General features: G+C 72.6%; 21 protein-coding genes. 8 read left to right on the forward strand and 13 right to left on the reverse strand.

Features of this window, described 5'->3' with window-relative positions:
• Positions 1 to 4: 4 nt before the first annotated feature.
• Positions 5 to 445: an ATP-binding protein gene (locus ACWCSU_RS37520; protein ID WP_357694067.1), complete on the forward strand. Its 441-nt coding sequence runs from the start codon at positions 5 to 7 to the stop codon at positions 443 to 445.
• On the opposite strand, the gene ACWCSU_RS37525 is transcribed toward ACWCSU_RS37520, so the two are convergent.
• On the reverse strand, positions 442 to 3894 hold the full coding sequence (locus tag ACWCSU_RS37525; RefSeq protein WP_449941545.1) for a protein kinase domain-containing protein: 3453 nt from the start codon (positions 3892 to 3894) through the stop codon (positions 442 to 444). The two genes, ACWCSU_RS37520 and ACWCSU_RS37525, sit on opposite strands and share 4 nt — an antisense overlap.
• 46 nt (positions 3895 to 3940) lie before the next feature.
• Here ACWCSU_RS37525 and ACWCSU_RS37530 point away from each other — a divergent pair, with 46 nt between their 5' ends.
• Positions 3941 to 6508, forward strand: coding sequence for a BTAD domain-containing putative transcriptional regulator (locus ACWCSU_RS37530; RefSeq protein ID WP_449941547.1), 2568 nt, complete (start codon positions 3941 to 3943; stop codon positions 6506 to 6508).
• Between the two features lie 162 nt (positions 6509 to 6670).
• Positions 6671 to 7144 carry a hypothetical protein gene (locus ACWCSU_RS37535; RefSeq protein WP_449941549.1) on the forward strand — a complete coding sequence of 158 codons (474 nt, stop codon included), beginning with the start codon at positions 6671 to 6673 and terminating at the stop codon, positions 7142 to 7144.
• 42 nt (positions 7145 to 7186) lie between these two features.
• On the opposite strand, the gene era is transcribed toward ACWCSU_RS37535, so the two are convergent.
• The 8 genes from era to ACWCSU_RS37575 form a co-directional block, all read right to left on the reverse strand.
• The gene (era, locus tag ACWCSU_RS37540; protein ID WP_397042758.1) at positions 7187 to 8095 is read right to left on the reverse strand and encodes a GTPase Era; all 909 of its coding nucleotides are present in this window, start codon (positions 8093 to 8095) and stop codon (positions 7187 to 7189) included.
• Between the two features lie 18 nt (positions 8096 to 8113).
• Positions 8114 to 8584 carry an NUDIX domain-containing protein gene (locus ACWCSU_RS37545; RefSeq protein WP_357694647.1) on the reverse strand — a complete coding sequence of 157 codons (471 nt, stop codon included), beginning with the start codon at positions 8582 to 8584 and terminating at the stop codon, positions 8114 to 8116.
• A 7-nt stretch (positions 8585 to 8591) separates the two neighbouring features.
• Positions 8592 to 8909 carry a cytidine deaminase gene (locus ACWCSU_RS37550; RefSeq protein ID WP_397042760.1) on the reverse strand — a complete coding sequence of 106 codons (318 nt, stop codon included), beginning with the start codon at positions 8907 to 8909 and terminating at the stop codon, positions 8592 to 8594.
• A 10-nt stretch (positions 8910 to 8919) separates the two neighbouring features.
• A complete protein-coding gene (locus ACWCSU_RS37555) occupies positions 8920 to 9555 on the reverse strand; it encodes a hypothetical protein (RefSeq protein ID WP_357694078.1) in 636 nt (211 codons plus the stop codon).
• 307 nt (positions 9556 to 9862) lie between these two features.
• Positions 9863 to 11158 (reverse strand): hemolysin family protein, encoded by a 1296-nt coding sequence (locus tag ACWCSU_RS37560; RefSeq protein WP_357694081.1) that lies wholly within the window; start codon positions 11156 to 11158, stop codon positions 9863 to 9865.
• A complete protein-coding gene (gene ybeY / locus ACWCSU_RS37565) occupies positions 11155 to 11631 on the reverse strand; it encodes an rRNA maturation RNase YbeY (RefSeq protein ID WP_357694083.1) in 477 nt (158 codons plus the stop codon). The genes ACWCSU_RS37560 and ybeY overlap by 4 nt, the downstream gene beginning before the upstream one ends.
• On the reverse strand, positions 11628 to 12665 hold the full coding sequence (locus tag ACWCSU_RS37570; protein WP_357694085.1) for a PhoH family protein: 1038 nt from the start codon (positions 12663 to 12665) through the stop codon (positions 11628 to 11630). The genes ybeY and ACWCSU_RS37570 overlap by 4 nt, the downstream gene beginning before the upstream one ends.
• A 90-nt stretch (positions 12666 to 12755) precedes the next feature.
• The gene (locus ACWCSU_RS37575; protein WP_357694087.1) at positions 12756 to 13100 is read right to left on the reverse strand and encodes a histidine triad nucleotide-binding protein; all 345 of its coding nucleotides are present in this window, start codon (positions 13098 to 13100) and stop codon (positions 12756 to 12758) included.
• A gap of 312 nt (positions 13101 to 13412) precedes the next feature.
• On the opposite strand from ACWCSU_RS37575, the gene ACWCSU_RS37580 reads away from it, so the two are divergent.
• Positions 13413 to 13892 (forward strand): SigE family RNA polymerase sigma factor, encoded by a 480-nt coding sequence (locus ACWCSU_RS37580; RefSeq protein ID WP_113704031.1) that lies wholly within the window; start codon positions 13413 to 13415, stop codon positions 13890 to 13892.
• Complete coding sequence (locus ACWCSU_RS37585; protein ID WP_449941554.1) at positions 13889 to 14539, forward strand: hypothetical protein; 651 nt, start codon at positions 13889 to 13891, stop codon at positions 14537 to 14539. Before ACWCSU_RS37580 ends, ACWCSU_RS37585 begins: the two co-directional genes overlap by 4 nt.
• A 9-nt stretch (positions 14540 to 14548) precedes the next feature.
• Here the strand turns inward: ACWCSU_RS37585 and ACWCSU_RS37590 are convergent, their stop codons facing one another.
• Genes ACWCSU_RS37590 through hrcA form a run of 3 tightly spaced genes read right to left on the reverse strand, consistent with a single transcriptional unit; the run spans position 14549 to position 17451 of the window.
• Entirely contained in the window at positions 14549 to 15274 is a 726-nt protein-coding gene (locus tag ACWCSU_RS37590; protein ID WP_357694092.1) for a 16S rRNA (uracil(1498)-N(3))-methyltransferase, read from the reverse strand.
• A gap of 9 nt (positions 15275 to 15283) precedes the next feature.
• Positions 15284 to 16426, reverse strand: a complete 1143-nt coding sequence (gene dnaJ / locus ACWCSU_RS37595; RefSeq protein WP_357694095.1) for a molecular chaperone DnaJ — start codon at positions 16424 to 16426, stop codon at positions 15284 to 15286.
• A gap of 11 nt (positions 16427 to 16437) precedes the next feature.
• A complete protein-coding gene (hrcA, locus tag ACWCSU_RS37600) occupies positions 16438 to 17451 on the reverse strand; it encodes a heat-inducible transcriptional repressor HrcA (RefSeq protein WP_357694098.1) in 1014 nt (337 codons plus the stop codon).
• 156 nt (positions 17452 to 17607) lie between these two features.
• Here hrcA and ACWCSU_RS37605 point away from each other — a divergent pair, with 156 nt between their 5' ends.
• Genes ACWCSU_RS37605 through ACWCSU_RS37615 form a run of 3 tightly spaced genes read left to right on the forward strand, consistent with a single transcriptional unit; the run spans position 17608 to position 19795 of the window.
• A complete protein-coding gene (locus ACWCSU_RS37605; protein ID WP_357694100.1) occupies positions 17608 to 18369 on the forward strand; it encodes a hypothetical protein in 762 nt (253 codons plus the stop codon).
• A gap of 17 nt (positions 18370 to 18386) precedes the next feature.
• Complete coding sequence (locus ACWCSU_RS37610; protein ID WP_357694102.1) at positions 18387 to 19196, forward strand: DUF3097 domain-containing protein; 810 nt, start codon at positions 18387 to 18389, stop codon at positions 19194 to 19196.
• On the forward strand, positions 19193 to 19795 hold the full coding sequence (locus ACWCSU_RS37615; protein ID WP_449941558.1) for a DUF4870 domain-containing protein: 603 nt from the start codon (positions 19193 to 19195) through the stop codon (positions 19793 to 19795). Before ACWCSU_RS37610 ends, ACWCSU_RS37615 begins: the two co-directional genes overlap by 4 nt.
• Here ACWCSU_RS37615 and hemW read toward each other — a convergent pair.
• Positions 19788 to 21005 carry a radical SAM family heme chaperone HemW gene (gene hemW, locus ACWCSU_RS37620; protein ID WP_449941560.1) on the reverse strand — a complete coding sequence of 406 codons (1218 nt, stop codon included), beginning with the start codon at positions 21003 to 21005 and terminating at the stop codon, positions 19788 to 19790. The genes ACWCSU_RS37615 and hemW overlap by 8 nt on opposite strands.
• Positions 21006 to 21032 lie beyond the last annotated feature (27 nt).

Consider the following 21032-nt stretch of genomic DNA (forward strand, 5'->3'; position numbering starts at 1 on the left):
CCACATGAAACCCGAAAGTCCCGCCGTGACGCTCGCCGACCGGCGGCCCCTGCCGGACACGGTCCTCGGCGAGCGGTGGATGCCCCGGCATCCCGGATGCGTCTCGTCCGTCCGGCGGTTCGTCGGCGACCTCGCCACCGACCACGAAGCGTTGATGGAGGCCGTCGAGACGGCGCAGCTGCTCGTCTCGGAACTGGCCACCAACGCGCTCACCCACGACCCTTCGGCGGAACCCGTCCGGATCGTGGTGGTCAGGGAGGGTTCCCTGCTGACCGTGGAGGTCCGCGACTCGTGCACGGCCCTGCCCCGGATGGGCCAGGCGGACCCGCTGGCGGGGCGCGGGCGGGGGCTGGCCATCGTCCACCGGCTGTCCTACGGCTGGGGCTGGCATCCCGAGCCGCCCGGCAAGGCGGTCTGGTTCCAGGTGGTCGCCTGGACGTCCTAGCGGCACACGTCGAACGGCTCGACCCCCGGCAGGTACGCCCGCCACTCCGCCGCCGTGAGCGCACGGCGGGCGCGGGCGCACACGGTCGCGGCCACGTGCCGCCGGTCGAGGTCATGTGTACGGAAGGCGCCGTCGTCGTCCAGCGTGCGCAACTTGGTCCCGTCGGCCGAGAAGCCGAGCCAGACGTTGTCGCCCGTCGACTCGGCCAGCCCGTCGAACACGACCCCGATGTGCCGCCGCGAGGCCACGTCCCACAGGCGGATCCGCGGGCCCTTCTCGTACGTGGCGATCAGCCGCCCGTCGGGCGACCAGGCCGGCAGCTCGAACTGCTCCGCGCCCGGCACGGTGGGGAAAGCGCCGAGCAGGGTCCGCAGGTCCCGGTCCCACAGCGTGATCCGGTCGGGATGGGAGAAGGCCACCTGGCGTCCGTCGGGGCTGTAGGCGAAGGCGCCGCCGATCCGCCTGGCCTCGTCCCCCACCGGCAGCACGGTCCCGCCGACCGGGTCGTAGAGCCGCAGCTCAGGGCCTCCCATGAGCAGCCGCGAGCCGTCCGGCGCGAAGCTCATCGGCCCGACGCCGGACACCTTCGTGGTCCGCGTCCGCGAGGTCGCGAGGTCGCGCAGCTCCAGCGGCAGCGCCCCCTCGAACCTGGAGGGCAGCACGGCCAGGGTGCGGCCGTCGGGGCTGAAGGCGAGCGCGTCCGCCTTCTCCGCCCCCTTCCCGGCGAGCTCGAACGCCTGCGTCTCCCGCCCGCCCGCGACGTCGAGCACGCGGACGCGGGGGCCGTCGCCGTAGGCCAGCCGCGTGCCGTCCCCGCTGAACGCCATCGCCGACCCCTCGCCCCTCCAGGCGATCGGGCCGGCCAGGCGGCGACGGGTCGCCGGGTCGAGCAGTTCGAGCCGGTCGTCCCGCTTGACGGCCAGGACCCGGCCGTCCTCGCGCATCCGCAGGTCCGGCAGCTCCCCGTCGACCGCCGGGTCGAACAGCGGGGAGACGTCGACCGTGGTGACGCCGCCGGCCGCGTCCAGCAGGCGTACGGCCTTGCCCGCCAGGTCGTAGCGGACCTGCGTGACGCCGTCCGGCAGGGGCAGCCGCAGAGCGGTCACCAGGCTGTCGCGCGGCCGCAGGACGAGCAGGTCCCCCGGCCGCCACGTGGCCATGTACCGGCCGCCGAAGACCAGGTCCGCGGCCTGGGCGTTCTGGCCTTCGAACTCGCTCTCGGCGGTGCCGGCGGTCAGCTCGTACAGATGGATCTTGGGTTTGTCGTGGCGGGGGACGTCCTCGATGACCACGAGGGCGCCGTTGTCCTCGCTGAACCTGGCCTCGACGGAGGTGCCGGTGCCGGGCAGCGTCGGCAGGTCCAGGCGCCTGCGGCGGCGCAGGTCCCACACCACGGCCCGCTCCTCGTCGTCGTCGGCGACGTAGCCGTAACGGCCGTCGGGGCTGACGCCGTTCAGGATCGCGCCGTCGGGGGCGGTGAGGGGGGCGCGGGTGGCGACGTCCCACCATCGCTCGCTCTCGGAGCTGTACGGGACCGAGAGCCTGCGACCGGTGCGGTCGAACTCCAGCGCCCCGAACCCGCTCGCGTTGTTCGCGAACCGGCCGCCGAGCGGCCTGCCGGTGGCGGTGTCCCACAGCCGCACGCCCTTGTCGTCCAGGGCGGCCACAAGACGGCCGTCGAGGCTCACGGCGAGGCTCTGCACGCCTGCCCCCAGACCGGCCAGCTCGTGCAGCTCCCGGCCGGTCGGGATGTCCCACAGGCGGGCGGTGCCGTCCGTCGCGGAGGCCAGGACGCGGCCGTCCAAGCTGAGCGCCTGCACGCTCCCCGCCGCCACGTTCGGCGCCACGAACACGTCGGTGACGTGCTGGGAGACCGCGTCGTACAGCCCGCCCGCCGTCTCGATCAGCTCAGGGGCCAGCCGCCAGGCCGCCACGGAGAGCAGGCCGGCCAGCGCGGGCTCCAGCTCGCGCAGCCCGCCGGCGCGCAGCACCAGCTCCCTGGCCAGCGCCTCGTCCCGCTGCCGGGCCGACTCCCTGCGCAGGTACTCCGCCGCGCCGAGCCCGCCCAGCGCCGCCACCAGCAGCACCGCCAGCACGGCCGCGAGCAGGCCGCGCCGCCTGGTGCGGGTGCGGGCCTGCCCGGCGGCGGCGTCCAGGAACTCGCGCTCGCGCCTGGCCAGGGTGAGGTCCTTGCGCTCGGTGGCGGCCCATTGCAGCGTGCGGTCCAGGTGGGTGCCGTGGAGCAGGTCAGCGGGCTTGCGGCCGTGGCCGTCCCACTCGGCGGCGGCCTCGGCCAGGCGGCGGTGCACGGGCAGGCCCTCGCGGTTGCCCGCCAGCCAGTCGCGCAGCCGCGGCCACGCCTGCACCAGGCCGGGGGCGACCAGCTCGTACGCGCCGCCGCCCGTCCTCAGGATGCCCGCCGAGACGAACAGGCCCAGCATCGAGTCGACCGTCTTGGCCTCGGGCAGCTCCTCGCGCTCCACGGGACGCAGCCCGTCGCCGTCGAGCAGCCGCAGGAAGACCTCGGGCACGGCGGCCCGCTCGTCCTCGCTCAGCTCGCCGTAGAGCTCTTCGGCGATCGCCCCCAGGTCCGGCCCCGCCTGCCCCTTCAGCTCCCCCGCCACGATCCCGCCACGGGCCAGGGGATCGCCGTCGTCCCGCCGGGGGCCCTCGCCCAGGAGGCGGAGCAGGAGGTCCCCGGCGGCAGGACGGGCGGCGGGGTCGCGGGCGGTGGCGGCCGACACCAGCGACGCCAGCTCCTCCGGCAGCCCGGCGACGTCCGCCTCGAACTCCAGCACCCGGCCCACGACCGCCATCGGCTCGCCCGGCTCGACCGCGTCACGCCCCCGCGCCGCGAACAGCACCACCATCCCCCACGCCCACACGTCCGCCGCCTCGGTGGCGGCGCGCCCGGTGAGCACCTCGGGCGCCATGTAGCCCGGCGTGCCCATGGCCGGCCCGCTGGTGGTCGGCCCGGCCTCCCTGGCCACCCCGAAGTCGATCACGCGGGGGCCGTCCGGGCCCAGGATGATGTTGTCCGGCTTGAGGTCGCGGTGCACGATCCCGGCCCGGTGGATGGCCGTCAGCGCGGTGGCGACCCCGATCGCCAGGCGGCGCAGCGCGTCCGCCTCGTACGCCCCCGTCCCCGCGGCCACCTCCCGCAGGCTCGGCCCCGGGACGTACTCGCTGACGATGTACAGCGGCGCGTCGTCCACCTGCGCCTCGATCACCCTGGCCGTGCAGAAGGAGGCCACCCGCTGGGCCGCCGCCGCCTCCTTGGCCAGCCTGGACCGCGACTGCGCGCTGTCGAACCTGGGCACCTTGACCGCGACGCGCTCCCCGGCCTCGCCGTACGCCTCGTAGACCACGCCCTGGCCACCGGCGCCCAGCCGTCCGGCCAGCCAGTAGCGGCCCAACCGGTGAGGGTCGGACGAGATCAGAGGAGCCATCAGATGTGCCATTCTGATCGACATCCCCTCCCAAAAGGAAGGTCGCGTGGAATTTCGCATCATGGGGCCGCTCGACGTCCGTGACGGCGGCCGGGATCGCACCCCCACGACCCCCAAGCACCGCGACCTGCTGGCGATGTTCCTGCTGAACGCGGGCCGTCCGCTGACCGTGGAGCGGCTGCGCCGGCTGCTGTGGCCGCGCGAGGGCGGCGACCGCTCCGACTCCCTGGTACGCGGGTACGTGGGCCAGCTCCGCCAGCTCCTGGGCAAGGACGTGATCACCACCGTGTCCGGCTCGTACGCGCTGGCGATCGGCGGCCACCAGCTCGACGTCGACCGGTTCCGGCTGCTGGTGGACCGCGGCTCGTACGAGGAGGCGCTGGCGCTGTGGCGCGGCCCCGCGCTGGAGGACCTGGACCCCGACGGCGAGCGGTGGGAGGAGACCCGGCGCCTGCGCGAGGAGCTGGAGGAGCTGCGCCTGCTCGCCCTGGAACGCCGCCTCCAGGCCGACCTGGACGCCGGCCGCCACCGCGAGCTGCTGGCCGAGCTGAAGCGGCTGACCAAGCAGCACCCGCTGTGGCAGCGCTTCCGCGGCCAGTACATGCTGGCCCTCTACCGCAGCGGCCGCCGGGTCGACGCGCTGGCCGCGTACGCGGTGCTGCGCGACCAGCTCGACGGCGGCCACGCGATCGAGCCGGACCCCGAGCTCCAGCTCCTCTACCACCGCATGCTCCACGACGACGTGTCGCTGCACGTGTCGGCGGGCCCTCCGGTGCTGCTGCCGCCCGACATCGCGGGCTTCACCGGCCGCGCCGACCTGCTCGACCGGGTGGTCGGCGGCCACGTCGTCGTGCACGGCCAGGCCGGCGCGGGCAAGTCGGCCCTGGCCGTGCACGCCGCCTGGCGGGCCCGCGAGTCCTTCCCCGACGGCATCCTGTACGCCGACCTGCGCGAGACCACGGCCCCCTCGGCCGTCCTGGAGGACTTCCTGCGTTGGCTCGGCTGCCCGGCCCAGGCCATCCCGGCCGGGCTTGAGCAGCGCGAGCGCCTGTTCCGCGCCTACACCGCCAACCGCGGCCTGCTGGTCCTGCTGGACAACGCCGCCGGCGAGGCCCAGGTGCGCCCGCTGCTGACGTCCTGCCCGACGGTCGTGACCAGCCGCTCGTCCCTGGGCGGCTTGACCGGCGCGACCCGGCTGTCGGTGGGCGTGCTCGGCCAGGAGGACGCCCTGGCCCTGCTCACGACCGGCTCCGGACGACCCGCGGACGAGGCGCTGCACCGCCTGGCCCGCTTCTGCGGCGGCCTGCCGATCGCGCTGCGCATCGCCGCGTCCAGGCTGGCGGCCCGCCCGAACTGGACGGTGGACTACCTGGTGGGCCTCCTTGAGGACGAGCACAAGCGGCTCGACCGGCTGCACGCGGGCGACCAGGCGGTCCGCAGCGTGTTCGCCATCGGCTACGAGGGCCTGCCCGAGCCCGCCAGGCGCACGTTACGCGGCCTCGGCGCGCTGTCGGCCCCCGACTTCGCCGACTGGCTCACCGACCGGCTCGGCGGCGGCGCCGAGGCCCTGGTGGACGCGGGCCTGCTGGAGACGCACGGCGTGGACGCGGCCGGTCAGGTCCGCTACCGGATGCACGACCTGACCCGGCTGTTCGCCCGCGAGCAGCCGCTGCCGGGCGTGCTGGCCGAGGTGTCGGAGCTCGTGCTGGCCCGGGTGCGGGCCTCGCGCTTCTCGCTGGTGTCGGGCGACCCGGGCACGGCCGTGGCGACCAGGGACATCAGGGAGTCGGTCGAGTGGCTGGACGCCGAACGGCCGTTCCTGGTGAGCCTGGTGGCCGACCTGCACGCCGCCGGCCTCGACGAGCCGTGCTGGCGGCTGGCGCACCTGCTGGGGCCGTACCTGGAGCGTCACCGGTTCCTCGACGACTGGCGGGCGGTCTCGGACCGGGCGCTGGAGAGCGCCAGGCGGTCCGGCGACGACCGGGGCGAGGCGCTCGTCCTGCTCGACCAGGGCGACCTGCACCTGGCCGAGCGCGACTGGGACCTGGCCCACGAGAAGCTGCGGCTGGCGCTCGGCATGTTCCTGCGCCAGGGCCGCACCCGCGACGTCAACCACACCCGGCGCCGCCTGGGCCGCGTGCACCTGGAGCGGGACCGGCTGGAGGAGGCCGAGCGGGCGCTGCTGGCCTGCCTGGAGGCGGCCGACAACGAGCGGGACGCCGCCGACGCCGAACGCGTGCTGGGCGCGGTGCTGCGCCGGGCGGGCCGTCTGGAGGAGGCCGCCGTCCGCCTGCTGGCGGCCGTCGGCCACCTGACCGAGCTGGGCGACCGGCACCGGCAGGCCGACACCCTGCTCGACCTGGCCGCCGTACGGCTGGCGCAGGGCGCCAAACCCGACGCCAGGTCCGCCGCCGAACGCGCCAGGGGCATCGCCGTACGGCTCGGCGACCGCCTGCTCGACGCGTACGCGCTGCTGACCCTGGCCCGGGTCAACCGGGCGGAGGGCGCCGCCGGACGAGCCCGCGAGCTGGCCACGGCCGCCCTGGAGATCTTCGACGAGACCGGCGACCGCCGGGCCGCCGCCAACGCCCGCGCCTTCCTCGCCACCCCCTGACCGCCGCCCCCGCCCGTCCCCACCCGACGGCGGGTGCGCGGCTTGGCGACGACCTGACCGCCGGCCCCCGCCCCCATCACCGCCCGGCGGCGGGCGCGCGGCTTGGTGACGAGTCCGTCGCGCCGGGTGGTGACGGGCGGGAGCCCGGCTTACAGTGATCGTGTGGCCGATGACCTCAAGCCCGCCCGGACGACGTCCGCCCGCCGCGGCGCCGCGCTGGCCGTCGCCGTCGCGGCCGCCCTCCTGGTGCTCACCGCGATCATGCCCTGGGCCGGGATCGAGGCCCGCAGCGACCTGCTCGGCGGCGGCGTCTCCGACGACGTGCGCGGCATCGACGTCAGCACGGGCCTGTACACCCTGCTCGCCGGGCTGGCGGCGCTGGCGCTCGGCGTCACGGGCCTGCTGGGCAGCCGGCCGCGCGTCGCGGCCCTTGCCGTGATCCCGGGCGCGCTGGCCACGCTGCTGCTGGTGATGTTCGTCGCCGACCCCGGCCGCATCGGCGACCGGCTCTCCATCGACCTGGGCCGGCTGCTGTCGGTCGAGCCGGTCATCAGGTTCGGCTGGTTCGCCGCGCTGGCCTGCTCGCTCGCGATCGTCGTGCTGTCCGTGCTCACCCTGGTGCGCCGGGCCCGCTGACCCGGCCCGCTCGGGCGCTGTGGGGTCACGGGCGCTGTCGGGTCAGTCGAAGAAACCGAGCCGGCGCAGCTGCTTGGGGTCGCGCTGCCAGTCTTTGGCCACGCTGATCCGCAGGTCGAGGTAGACCCGCGTGCCGAGCAGCGCCTCGATCTGCTTGCGGGCCTTGGTGCCCACGTCGCGCAGCCGCTCGCCCTTGTGCCCGATGACGATGGCCTTCTGGGAGGGCCGCTCGACGAACATGTGGGCGTAGATGTCGAGCAGGTCCTCGCGCCCCTCGCGGGGCAACATCTCGTCGACGACCACGGCGATCGAGTGCGGCAGCTCGTCGCGGACGCCCTCCAGGGCCGCCTCCCTGATCAGCTCGCCCACCATCACCTGCTCGGGCTCGTCGGTGAGCTGCCCGCCCTCGTAGAGCGGCGGCGACTCGGGCAGGTGCTCGATCAGCACGTCGCCCAGGACGTCGAGCTGCTCGCCCGACTGCGCCGACACCGGCACGACCGCCGCGAACTCGGCCACCTGCGACACCGCGAGCAGCTGCTCGGCGATCTGCTGCCGGCTCGCCAGGTCGCACTTGGTCACCACGGCGACCACGGGCGTCTTCTTCACCGCCGCCAGCTTGTCGGCGATGAACCGGTCGCCCTTGCCGATGGGCTCGTTGGCCGGCACGCAGAAGCCGATCACGTCGACCTCGGTGAGCGTGGACAGCACCAGGCTGTCCAGCCGCTCGCCGAGGAGCGTGCGCGGCCGGTGCAGGCCCGGCGTGTCCACGATGACGATCTGGGCGTCGGGGCGGTGCACGATGCCCCTGATGACCCGTCTGGTCGTCTGCGGCTTGGACGAGGTGATCGCCACCTTGGCGCCGACCAGGGCGTTCATCAACGTGGACTTGCCGACGTTCGGCCTTCCCACGAAGCAGGCGAATCCGGCGCGATGGTTGTCTGGCGAAGTCACATTGTGCATTGTCGCTTATCAGCCGCCGTGTTCACGCCACCAGGCGAACGCGTCGGGCAGCGCCAGGGGCGTCCAGGCCGTCGTCGTCAGGCCGTCGACCTCGTGCTCGGCCACCCATCGGTAGTCGGTGATCTCGTCCCCGTCGGGGACGGGCGTGCCGGAGGCGAGGGTGCAGGCGTACATGGCGATGACGTACGCCACCTCGTGCCCGTTGGGGTAGACCGTGCGGTACTCGGGGCCGCCGAAGACGCCGACCAGCCCGCGCACCTCGACCTCGATGGCCAGCTCTTCGCGCAGCTCCCTGACCACCGCCTCCTCGGGCCGCTCGCCGGGGTCGACGCCGCCGCCGGGGGTGGCCCACAGGCCGTCGTCGCCGTGCCTGGCCATCAGCACCCGCCCGGCGCGGTCGAACACGCACCCGTTGACCGACGGCAGCATGAGCAGGTCGTTGCCGATCTTGGCCCGCAGCCGGGCCAGGAACGGCGTCATGCCCACGTCAGGACCTCAGCGTGCCGTCGGGGCCGGCCACGAGCAGGGCCTTGACGCCCAGCTCCGACGCGACCGCCTCGTCGGCCGGGGACGGCTCGCCCGCCGTCACCAGCGCGACCGCCTCCAGCGACCGCGCGCCGCTGGAGACCGCCATGGCCACCGCGACCTGCACGGCCGACAGCCTCAGCGACGACAGCGCGACGTCGGTCGCCGAGTACGTGCGGCCGGTCTCGTCGCGCACGGCGGCGCCCTCGGCGGCCTCGTTGCGCGCCCTGGCCGCCCGCGCCAAGGTGATGATCTTGCTGTCTTCAGGATCGAGAGTCACGAGGACCAGGTTAGGCCGTGGACATCGAAAGCACGGCGGCGACCAGCTTCCTCGTCCGGTCCCGGTCCACGTCGGTGATGCCCGCGTGCACGACCGACACCAGTGTGTCGCCGGTCCGGGACAGCACGACGTCCAGGGCGTACGGGTAGCCGTTCAGCCGTCCGCGCAGCCGCGTCCCGGCTGCCTCGTCCCCGGAGCGGGCGGCGTCGCCCAGGTCCAGTCTGCGGGCCCGCAGGTCGGTGCCGCCCGCCGTGCGGATCTCCCGGCACGACTCCAGGGCGTCGCTCAGCGCGTCGAAGCGCGCCTCGGCCTCCTCGCCCGCGTACCGGGCCAGGCCTACGGCCGCGCGCTCCCCCAGGCCGTCCCCCTGGTAGCTGACCGCCGCCTGGCCGGTGAGCCCCTCCTGCGGCGCGTGCCCGGCCGCCGCGTCGAGTGCGGACCTGCACCTCTGGTCCACCCGGCCGAACGGCACCCGCCACGCCTGATCGGGCCGTTGCGCGAAGCCGTCCGGCAGGCTCGGCCGCCTGTTGAGCACGTCGCGGAGCTGGGCCATGGCGTGGGCGTCGACGACGGTCTCCGCGCCGCCTCCCGCGCAGCCCGCCAGGGTCGCGGCCAGCAGCCCGTACACGATGATCCCCGGTTTCATGATTCCCCCTGGACCGCAGCCTCCCCAGGCGACGAATGCGGCAATCTCCCCAGCGTCTCCACCAAACGCAAAAAGGGTGCCCCCGCCTGGTTTTCAGACGAGAACACCCTTTACGCCGATCGACGCCCTGGCCGGCTAGCCGGCCGGAACGCCATCGTCCCCCCAGGAGCGTCCTCCCGCCGCGAACCCCACCCGGCGTTCGGACGCTTCCTCGTGACACCCACCGCACCGGGTGTCAGGGATGAGACTGCCGGACCTCACTTGCAGAAGACTTGTAGAACGCTTGCGACATCTCCCTGCAAAGCGGTCACTCCCGTTCGGCTCCGGCCTGGACGTCGTCCTCCTCGGACGGCGCGACCCTGCGGACGACGACGGTGCTGATGCGGTTGCGCCGCCCGGCCAGGCTCTCGGCCGTCAGCTCCAGCCCGGCCACCTCGGCCTGCGACCCGGCGATCGGCACCCGGCCGAGCGCGTGGGCCAGCAGGCCGCCGACGGTCTCGACGTCGTCGACCTCGAGCTCGGTGTCGAACAGCTCGCCGAGCTCGTCGACCGGCATGCGGGCGGTCACCCGTATGGCGCCGTCGTGCATGGTCTCCACGCGCGGGGCCTCCTGGTCGTACTCGTCGGTGATCTCGCCGACGATCTCCTCCAGGACGTCTTCGATGGTGACCAGGCCGGCGGTGCCGCCGTACTCGTCGATGACGATCGCCATGTGGATCTGCCGGGCCTGCATCTCCCGCATGAGCTCGTCGATGGGCTTGCTCTCCGGCACGTACGCGGCCGGCCGCATGATCGACTCGACGGTCTCCTTGCCGCCGCCCTCACCCGACTCGTGGATCTTGCGGGCGATGTCCTTGAGGTAGGCGATGCCGATGACGTCGTCCTCGTTCTCGCCCACGACCGGGATGCGGGAGAAGCCGCTGCGCAGCGCGAGCGACAGCGCCTGGCTGATCGTCTTGCCGCGCTCGATGTAGACCATGTCGGTGCGCGGCACCATGACCTCGCGGACCAGCGTGTCGCCCAGCTCGAAGACCGAGTGGATCATCTCGCGCTCGTCCGGCTCGATCACCCGGCGCTCCTCGGCCAGGTCGACCAGGTCGCGCAGCTCGGCCTCCGACGTGAACGGGCCGTCGCGGAAGCCCTTGCCGGGGGTCAGGGCGTTGCCGAGCAGGATGAGCAGCTTGGGCAGCGGGCCGAAGATGCGGGTCAGGCCGTAGACGATCGGCGCCCCGGCCAGCGCGACCGGCTCGGCGTGCTGACGCCCCAGCGTGCGGGGCATGACGCCGACGACGACGTAGCTGACCACGATCATCACCGCCGCGGCGGCCACGTACGCCCAGCCCTGGTCGTGCATGAGGTCGATGAACAGCAGCGTCGCGATGACCGTGGCCACCAGCTCGCAGCTCAGGCGCAGCAGCAGGAGGAGGTTGAGGTAGCGGGGCGGGTCGGTGACGATGGCCTGGAGCCGTTCGGCCCCGCGCCGGCCCTCACGTGCGAACTCCTCCGCGCGCACCCTGGAGATGCGCGTCAGTGCCGTCTCCGCACTGGCGATCAGGCCACCGATGATCACAAGGGCGATGGCCCACAGCAACCAGGCGTTCACCGCGAGTCGCGCACCTCCTGCCAGGACTCGAGCAGCCGAGCCTGGAGCCCGAACATCTCCTTGTGCTCCTCGGGCTCGGCGTGGTCGTAGCCGAGCAGGTGCAGGATGCCGTGGGTGCACAGCAGCTCCAGCTCGGCCTGGGCGCTGTGGCCGGCCTCCTTGGCCTGCCGGTCGGCGACCTGCGGGCAGAGCACCACGTCGCCGAGCAGCGCCGGGTCGGCCGGGCTCTCGCCGTCGCCGCGCGCGCCGCCGCCGGGACGCAGCTCGTCCATCGGGAAGGCCAGCACGTCGGTCGGGCCCGGCTCGCCCATCCACTTCTCGTGCAGCTCGGCCATGGCGTCTTCGTCGACCACCACGATGGACAGCTCGGCGAGCGGGTTGATGCCCATCTCGCCGAGCACGTGGGTGGCCAGCGCGACGAGGTTCTCCTCGTCGACGCCGACGCCGGACTCGTTGTTGATCTCGATGCTCACGGGCGTCGCTTCCCCCGGTGGATGGCCTTCGGCTCCTGCGTGGCCTGGGTGGCGTCGTAGCGCCCGTAGGCGTCGACGATCTCGCTGACCAGCTTGTGGCGCACCACGTCGGCGCTGGACAGACGGGCGAAATGGATGTCGGGGATGCCCTCCAGGATCTCCTGGACGACCCGCAGCCCGCTCACCGTGCCCGAGGGCAGGTCGACCTGGGTCACGTCGCCCGTGACCACGATCTTGGAGTTGAACCCCAGCCGGGTCAGGAACATCTTCATCTGCTCGGCCGAGGAGTTCTGGGCCTCGTCGAGGATGATGAAGGCGTCGTTGAGGGTACGGCCCCGCATGTACGCCAGCGGCGCGACCTCGATCGTGCCCGCGGCCATCAGCTTCGGGATCGAGTCGGGGTCGACCATGTCGTGCAGCGCGTCGTAGAGCGGCCGCAGGTAGGGGTCGATCTTCTCGTAGAGGGTGCCGGGCAGGAAGCCGAGCCGCTCGCCCGCCTCGACCGCCGGCCTGGTCAGGATGATGCGGTTGACCCGCTTCTCCTGCAGCGCGCGCACGGCCTTGGCCATCGCCAGGTACGTCTTGCCGGTGCCCGCGGGCCCGATGCCGAACACGATCGTGTGCTGGTCGATCGCGTCGACGTACCGCTTCTGGTTGACGGTCTTCGGCCGGATCGTGCGGCCTCGGGAGGACAGGATGTCGAGCGAGAGGACCTCGGCCGGACGGTCGGAGGTCATGCGCAGCATCGCGATGCTCCGCTCTACGGCGTCGGGCGTGAGCTCGCCGCCGCTGCGCAGCACTTCGACCAGCTCCTCGAACAGGCGCACGACCGCGCCGCTCTCGTCGGGGCTGCCGGTGACGGTGATCTCGTTGCCCCGCACGTGGATGTCGGCCCTGAAGGCGCCCTCGATCACGCGAAGCAGCTCGTCACGGGAGCCGAGGAGGCTGACCATCGGGTATTCGTCCGGAATCAGCACCTTGGCTTGAGTGCGCGAGGGAGGTGCCGTGCGTCGGGATTCATGTAGTTCGGACATGGGCAGGCCAGCGGCCTGATGCCTCCCGGTCTGTTCGGTGTTCTTCTCCGCCCATCGTATCCGGCACCAGGCTGATTGCTCGCGTCAATATCAGCCGGGCGGCCACGTGAGGTCACGCCCTCCGAGAACATGGGCGTGCACGTGGAAGACGGTCTGGCCGGCGCCGGGGCCGGTGTTGAAGACGACCCGGTAGCCGCGCTCGGCCACCCCCTCCTGGACGGCGACCGCATGGGCGGCCTTCAGCACGTCGTCGGCGAGCCCGTCGTCGGCGGCGGCCAGCGACGCCGCGTCGGGGTGATGCGCCCGCGGGATGACCAGCACGTGGGTCGGGGCCTGCGGATTGATGTCGCGGAACGCCAGCGCCCTGGCGTTCTCGTAGACGACGTCGGCCGGAATTTCCTTGGCCACGATTTTGCAGAAGAGACAGTCGCTCACAGCAGTACCCTATCGAGAGCGACCGTTCGGCAGTCCGTTGCGAATCGGTAATCCGTGGTGTCGTGCGCCGGAAGATCCGCGCAGTTAGGGTGAGTGTGCGACACTTCGGAGCAAAAAAGTTGATTCAGGGTCGGGCGAGCGCCACCTGGCGAGGAACACGACTGGGTAATGCACCCTAAGGAACCGGGGAAACCTTCAGAACCGGAAGAGAGTAAACCCTCTGGGAAGGCCGCGCGTCCCACTGATGTGACCACCGAAACCCTTCTGGCCGACAGGTCGTTGGGGGCGGTGCCGGTCGGGTGGGATGCCGACATGGCCGTGACCGCGCTTTACAGCGCGCATTTCCGGTCATTGGTGCGTCTCGCGGTGTTGCTGGTGCGTGACATGGCAACCGCCGAGGAAGTCGTGCAGGACGCGTTCGTCGCCATTCACGGCGCCTGGCGCAGACTGCGTGATCCCGACAAGGCACTCGCCTACCTGCGTCAGTCTGTCGTCAACCGGTCCCGTTCCGTGCTGCGTCACCGCGCGGTCGTCGAGAAGTACGCACCCAAGGGCCTGCCCGACGCCCCGAGCGCCGAGAACGGCGCGATCGGCGAGCTGGAACGCTCCGCCGTCATCGAGGCGTTACGCGCCCTGCCGACCCGACAGAGAGAAGCACTGGTTCTGCGTTATTACGGAGATCTGTCCGAGGCTGAGATCGCCCACGCCATGGGAATCAGCAAGGGCGCGGTCAAGAGCCACACCGCACGTGGCATGGCCGCATTGCGATCCGTTCTGGAGAAGATGTCATGACCCAGCCCCCCGACGAGTACGGCGACGTCCTGCGCCGTGCGCTCCGCGCGGAGGCGGACGCGGTCGTGCCCTCGCCGGAGGGACTGCAGATCATCCGCGCCCGCATCGAGCGGCGCGGCGTCCGTAACCTGTTCTGGTGGCGTGCGGGCGCGGCGGCGATCAGCGCCGTGCTGGTGGCGGGGACGATCGTGATGGTCGTTCCCGGGCTGCGCTCCCAGATCTTCGAGGCGCCCATCGAGCCGGTGGACAACTCGACCACCACCCCCGGCAACTCCTCGACCAGGCTCTCCACGCCGCCCAGGCGCGACAGCCACAGCGCCGAGCCGCCGCCCGTCGTGGTCGTGCCGCCGAGCCACAGCGAGACCCACAGGCCCTCGGAGACGGCCAGGTCGACCCGGCAGCCCTCGCCGTCGCCGACACCGTCCTCGACGCCCTGCCCGACCGGCGACCCCGCGGGCGACCCCACCGGCGAGCAGGACTGCCCCGAGATCACGCCGACGCCCACACCGACGGCGCCGGAGTCGCCGGAGTCGATCGGCACGCCGACGACGTGCACCGCCGACGAGTGCCCGACGGACGACCTGCCGACGGCCGCCCCGAGCGACCTGAGCAGCCCGCTCGTGGGCGTGCCGCACACCACTCCCTGAGCCGCGGGCCTACCAGCGCCCGGTACGCGCGAGCAGCACGGCCGCCGCCGCCACCCCCGCCGTGGAGGTGCGCAGCACGGTGGGCCCGAGCAGCACGGGCACCGCCTTGGCCGCGACGAACCTGCGCAGTTCCTCCTCCGAGACCCCGCCCTCGGGCCCCACGACCACCACGATGTCGCCGCCGGGCGGCAGCGCCACCTGCGACAGCGGCTCGACGGCCTCCTCGTGCAGCACGAGCCCCAGCGCCGCGTCGGCCAGCAGCCCTTCGACCTGCGCGGTGGAGGCCTGCTCGGCCACCTCGGGCAGGTGGAACCGGCGCGCCTGCTTGCCCGCCTCGCGGGCCGTGGAACGCCACCGGCCCAGCGCCTTGGCGACCTTGTCGCCCTTCCACTGCGTGATGCTGCGCGAGGCGGCCCAGGGCACGATCACGTCGACCCCCACCTCGGTCATCATCTCGACGGCCAGCTCGCCCCTGTCGCCCTTGGGCAGCCCCTGGACGACGACCAGCCGCCGCGCGGGCGGCTCGACGGTGTAGCGGGCGAGCACGTCGAGCGCGAGCGCGTCCTTGAACACCTCGCGCACCACGCACTCGGCGACGTCGCCCGCGCCGTTGGTCAGGTCGACCCGCTCACCGGCGCGCAGACGCCGCACGGAGGCCGCGTGCCGCCCCTCAGGGCCGTCGAGCGTCAGCTCGGAGCCGTTGAGGTCCTCGGCGAGGAACACGGGGACGGTCACGGGTGATCGTCACCTGCCGTTGAAGGCGTCACGCAGGCGGGAGAAAAAACCCTGCTGCCCCGGGGCGAACTTCCCCGGCGGCCGCTCCTCGCCGCGCAGCCTGGACAGCTCGCGCAGCAGGTCCTCCTGCGGCTGGTCGAGCCGCATCGGGGTCTCGACGTTGACGTGGATGAGCAGGTCGCCCCTGCCGGACTCGTTGAGCCGCTGCACGCCGCGCCCGTACATGGTGATGACCTGGCCGGACTGGGTGCCGGGGCGCACGTCGATCTCCTCGGAGCCGTCGAGCGTCTCCACGGCGAGGATCGTGCCGAGCGCGGCGGCCGTCATGGGGATCTGGACCGTGCAGTGGAGGTCGTCGCCGCGCCGCTCGAAGATCTCGTGGGGGCGCTCGACGATCTCCAGGAAGAGGTCTCCGGGCGGGCCGCCGCCGGGGCCGACCTCGCCCTCGCCGGCGAGCTGGATGTGGGTGCCGTCCTCGACGCCCGCGGGGATGCGGACCTTGATCGTGCGGCGGGTGCGCACCCGGCCGTCGCCCGAGCACTCCTGGCAGGGGTGGCGGATGATGCTGCCGAAACCGCCGCACTGGGGGCACGGCCGCGAGGTCATGACCTGGCCCAGGAACGAGCGGGTGACCTGGGAGATCTCGCCGCGCCCGTTGCACATGTCACAGGCGTCGGGGTGGGTGCCGGGGGCGGCGCCGGCACCGTGGCACACCTCGCACAGCACGGCGGTGTCCACGACCAGCTCGCGGGTGGTGCCGAACGCGGTCTCGCGCAGGTCGAGCTCGACCCGGATGGTGGCGTTGCGGCCCCTCCTGGCGCGCGAGCGCGGCCCGCGGGTGCCGCCCGCGGTGCCGAAGAAGGCGTCCATGATGTCGCTGAAGGGGAAACCCGCCCCGAAGCCGCCGGCGCCCGCGCCCGCACCCGCGCCGCCGCCGAAGGGGTCGCCGCCCAGGTCGTACATCTGGCGCTTGTTCGGGTCGGACAGCACCTCGTAGGCCTGCGTGATCTCCTTGAACCGCTCCTGGGTCTCAGGATCGGGGTTCACGTCGGGGTGCAGCTCGCGGGCGAGGCGGCGGTATGCCTTCTTGATCTCGTCCTGACTGGCGTCACGGCGCACCCCGAGGGTGGCGTAGTAGTCGCTGTTTGCCACTTATCGACCTCTTAAGATGCAGCCAGGATCTGGCTGACGTAGCGTGCCACCGCGCGTACGGCGCCCATCGTCACGGGGTAGTCCATCCTCGTGGGACCCAGCACGCCGAGCCGGGCCAGTTGGTTGTCGCCAGAACCGTATCCGGTTGCGACGATGGACGTGCCGCGAAGGTAGGGGTTTTCCGAGCCGATGCGCACGGTGAGCGCGGACGGGGTGTCTGTGGATGTCTCGCCGAGCAACCGCATGAGCACGACCTGCTCCTCCAGCGCCTCCAGCACGTCGCGCAGGCCGGTGGCGAAGTCGGCGCCCGCGAGATTGGCCGCGCCGGCGAACACGATCTTCTCGTCGTGGCGTTCGACGAGGGTTTCGAGCAGCACCGACAGGATCGTGGCCACGGCGGGCCGGTCCTCGGCGGGGAGCCGCTCGGGCAGGTCGGCGACCAGCTCGGGGACGTTGCTCAGCCCGCAGCCGTCGAGGCAGGAGTTGAGCACCGCGCGCAGGTGGGCGATGCGGTCGTCCTCCACCACCTCGGGCAGCTCGATCACGCGCTGCTCCACGCGCCCGGTGTTGGTGATCAGCACGAGCATGACCCGCCGGTCGTTGAGCGGGACCAGCTCGACGTGCCTGACCGTGGAACGGGTCAGCGTCGGGTACTGCACGACCGCGACCTGCCTGGTGAGCTGCGCGAGCAGCCGCACGGTGCGGAAGACCACGTCGTCGAGGTCGACCGCGCCGGCGAGGAAGGTCTCGATCGCCCGCCGCTCGGCCCCCGACAGGGGCTTGACCTGCGACAGCCGGTCGACGAACAGGCGGTAGCCCTTGTCCGTCGGCACGCGGCCCGCGCTGGTGTGCGGCTGGGTGATGTAACCGTCCTCCTCCAGAGCGGCCATGTCGTTCCTGACCGTTGCCGGGGAGACCTTCAGGTTGTGGCGCTCGGCCAGCGCCTTTGAGCCCACCGGTTCGTTGGTGGACACGTAGTCTTCGACAATGGCGCGGAGCACCGCCAGCTTCCGATCGTCGAGCACGTGCTCACCTCCTGCCTGTGCCTTACAGGGAAACGACAGGTCTAGCACTCCGTGTTCCCGAGTGCCAAGTGTACGGCTCTCGCCCACAAGGTGCGATAACACCGGGTCCCATCCTGTTGCTAGCGACTTACAAGCGACAGGCCTCACACTTGCCGCATGACCGACAATTCCCAGCCCCCGCAGTACGGACCGCCCCAGGGGCAGGGTCCCTACTACGGTCAGCAGCCCCAGTACGCCCAGCCCCAGCCCCCGCAGTACGGCCAGCCCCCTTACCAGCAGCAGCAGCCCCAGTTCGGCCCCCCGCCCCAGTACGGCCAGTACAACCAGTACGGCCAGCAGCCCCAGTTCCCGGCCAGGATCGACGGCAAGGCGATCAAGCCACGCCTGTGGTGGATCGCGGTCGTGTGGGCCGTGGCCGTGGTGCTGGGCGTCGTGGGCGTGGTCGTGTTCGCCGGCGGCGTGCTGAGCAGCGTGACCGACATGGCCCCGACGACCACGTTCGCGTCGGGCGAAAGCGTGAAGGTGGCGATCGACCCCGCCCAGCGCCCGGCCGTGTACATCGCCACCGACACGCGGGTCAACTACCAGTGCGAGATCTCCGGCGGCCCGGCCCAGGCCAGGCTCGTCAAGGTCTCCGGCACCCAGACGCTCACCGCCGGCGGGAAGACCTGGCAGGAGATCCTCGCCGTCAACGCCCCCGCCAAGGGCGACTACCAGCTGACCTGCGCCACGCAGGAGGAGTCGTCGGCCCGCTTCGGCGTGGGCCGTGACGTGCTCTCGGCCGCGGGCGGCGTGTTCGGCGGCGTGGCCGCGCTGTTCCTGATCCCCGGCGCCGGCCTGCTCATCGGCATCATCGGCACGATCGTCATCCTCGTACGGCGCAGCGGCGCGCGTAAGCGCCTTGCGGTCAGCGGGTGATTTGCTACGGTCCCCGTGTGTACGAGGGTGATGTGCTGGCGGGCAATTGGCGGCGGCCGGGCAAGGGCAAGATCCCGAAGGTGCCGGCCGAACTCGACCTGGTCGTGGAGGACGCCGACAGCGGCTTCTGCGGCGCCGTGGTGGCCTGCGACAAGGAGGCCGTCACCCTTGAGGACCGGTTCGGCAAGCGCCGCCTGTTCCCGCTGGCGCCGGCCGCCTTCCTCCTGGAGGGCAGGCCCGTGACGCTGGTGCGCCCGGTGGCCGCGGCCCCGGCCGGGCCCAGGCGCAGCGCGTCCGGGTCCATCGCCGTGGAGGGGCTGCGGGCCCGGGTCGCCAAGGAGAGCCGGATCTACGTCGAGGGCGTGCACGACGCCGCGCTCGTGGAGAAGATCTGGGGCCACGACCTGCGCGTCGAAGGGGTCGTGGTGGAGTACCTGGAGGGCGTGGACGACCTGCCCGCCATCGTGGCCGAGTTCGCCCCCGAGCCGGGCCGCAGGCTGGGCGTGCTGGTCGACCATTTGGTGCCGGGGTCGAAGGAGAGCCGGATCGCGGCCCGGGTCACCTCGCCGCACGTGCTCGTCGTGGGCCATCCGTTCATCGACATCTGGCAGGCGGTCAAGCCGTCCGTGTTGCGCATCCCCGGCTGGCCCGACGTGCCGCGCGGGGTGCCGTGGAAGGAGGGCGTGCTCGCCGCGCTGGGCTGGCGCATGGAGCCAGCGGACGCCTGGCGGCGCATTCTGGGCGCCGTCTCGTCCTACGCCGACCTGGAGCCGGAGCTGCTCGGCCGGGTCGAGGAACTGATCGACTTCGTTACGGAGGCATCATGACCCAGGATCCGCCGCCCGCCGACGACTCCCCGGACGTCCCGCCCTCGGACGTACCCCGCGACCAGGGCCCCCGGCTCGGCTACGGCCAGCAGCCGGGCTCCCAGCCCGACCACGGGCGGCAGCCGCCCGGCCAGAGCGGCCCACAGCCCGGCCCCATGCCGACGCCGCCCCGCTACGTGCCCCCGCCGCCCGGCTACGGCCAGCCCCCCGGCTACGGCGCCCAGCAGGGCTACGGCCGGCCCGCCGAGCCGTACGTGCCCGGCCGGTTCGGCCCACGCCGCGGCAGCGACGACACCACAATGGCGATGCTCGCCCACCTGCTGGGCCTGCTGGTCTCGTGGGTCGGCCCGCTGATCATCTACCTGATGAAGAAGGACGAGTCCCCCTACGTCAGGGACCAGGCGGCCGAGGCGCTGAACTTCCAGATCACGATGTTCATCGGCTATCTGATCGCGGGCGTGCTGACGGTCGTGCTGGTCGGCCTGCTGCTGTTCCCGATCGTGTGGATCGTGTCGCTGATCTTCCACATCCAGGCGGCCGTCGCCACCAACCGGGGCGAGAACTACCGCTACCCGTTCGCCATCCGCCTCATCACATGAGCTCGGTGATCAGGGCGTCGGCCAGCAGCCTCCCCTTGAGGGTGAGCACCATCCGGCCCGCCCTGAACGGCTCGGGCTCCAGCAGCCCGCGCGCCAGGGCGCTCGCCACGGACGTGCGCGCCCCGGGGGCCACCTCGGCGAGCGGATAGCCCGAGATCAGCCGCAGCTCCAGCATCAGGCGCTCGGCGGCCCGGTCGGCGTCGGTGAGCACCTCGCGCGCGTGCGCGGGCGAGGTGCCCGCTGCCAAACGCTGGGCGTAGGCGGCCGGGTGCTTGACGTTCCACCAGCGGGTGCCGCCGACGTGGCTGTGGGCGCCGGGGCCGGCGGCCCACCAGTCGCCGCCGGTCCAGTAGAGCAGGTTGTGCCGGCAGCGGGCCTGCTCGGAGGTCGCCCAGTTGGACACCTCGTACCAGCTGAAACCGGCCTCGGCCAGCATCTCGTCGGCGATCAGGTAGCGGTCGGCGGCCACGTCGTCGTCGGGCATCGGCAGCTCGCCGCGCCGGATCCTGGCCGCCAGCCTGGTGCCCTCCTCCACGATCAGCGAGTACGCCGACACGTGGTCGGGCCCGGCCTCGATCGCGGCGGCCAGCGAGGCCCGCCAGTCGTCGTCGGACTCCCCCGGCGTGCTGTAGATCAGGTCGAGGTTGACGTGCTCGAACCCGGCCTCCCGCGCCTCCCGCACGGCCCGCGCCGGGCGGCCCGGCGTGTGGGTGCGGTCGAGCACCTGGAGCACGTGCTCGCGGGCGCTCTGCATGCCGAAGCTCACCCGGTTGAAGCCGCCCTGACGCAGCTTGTCGAGGTAGGCGGGGTCGACGGACTCGGGGTTGGCCTCGGTGGTGACCTCCGCCCCCGGCCGCAGCCCGAACTCCGCGTCGATCGCGGCCAGGACGCGCGCCAGGTCCTCCGGAGGCAGCAGCGTGGGCGTGCCGCCGCCGAAGAACACCGTCTCCACCGGCAGCTCGACGTCGCCCAGCACGCGGCGGGCCAGACGCACCTCCGCCACGACCGTGTCGGCGTAGTCGCGATGGGAGGCGCCGGGCCCTAGCTCGGAGGCCGTGTAGGTGTTGAAATCGCAGTAGCCGCAGCGGGTCACGCAGAAGGGCACGTGCACGTAGAAGCCGAACGGGCGCTCGCCGAGTCCGCGCAGCGCGCTGTCGGGCAGCTCGCCGGAGGCGGGCGCCGGGTCGCCGTCGGGCAGGGTGGATGGCACGTCATCCAGTGTGCCTGCTCACGGGGG

Source organism: Nonomuraea sp. NPDC001699, from assembly GCF_053596455.1.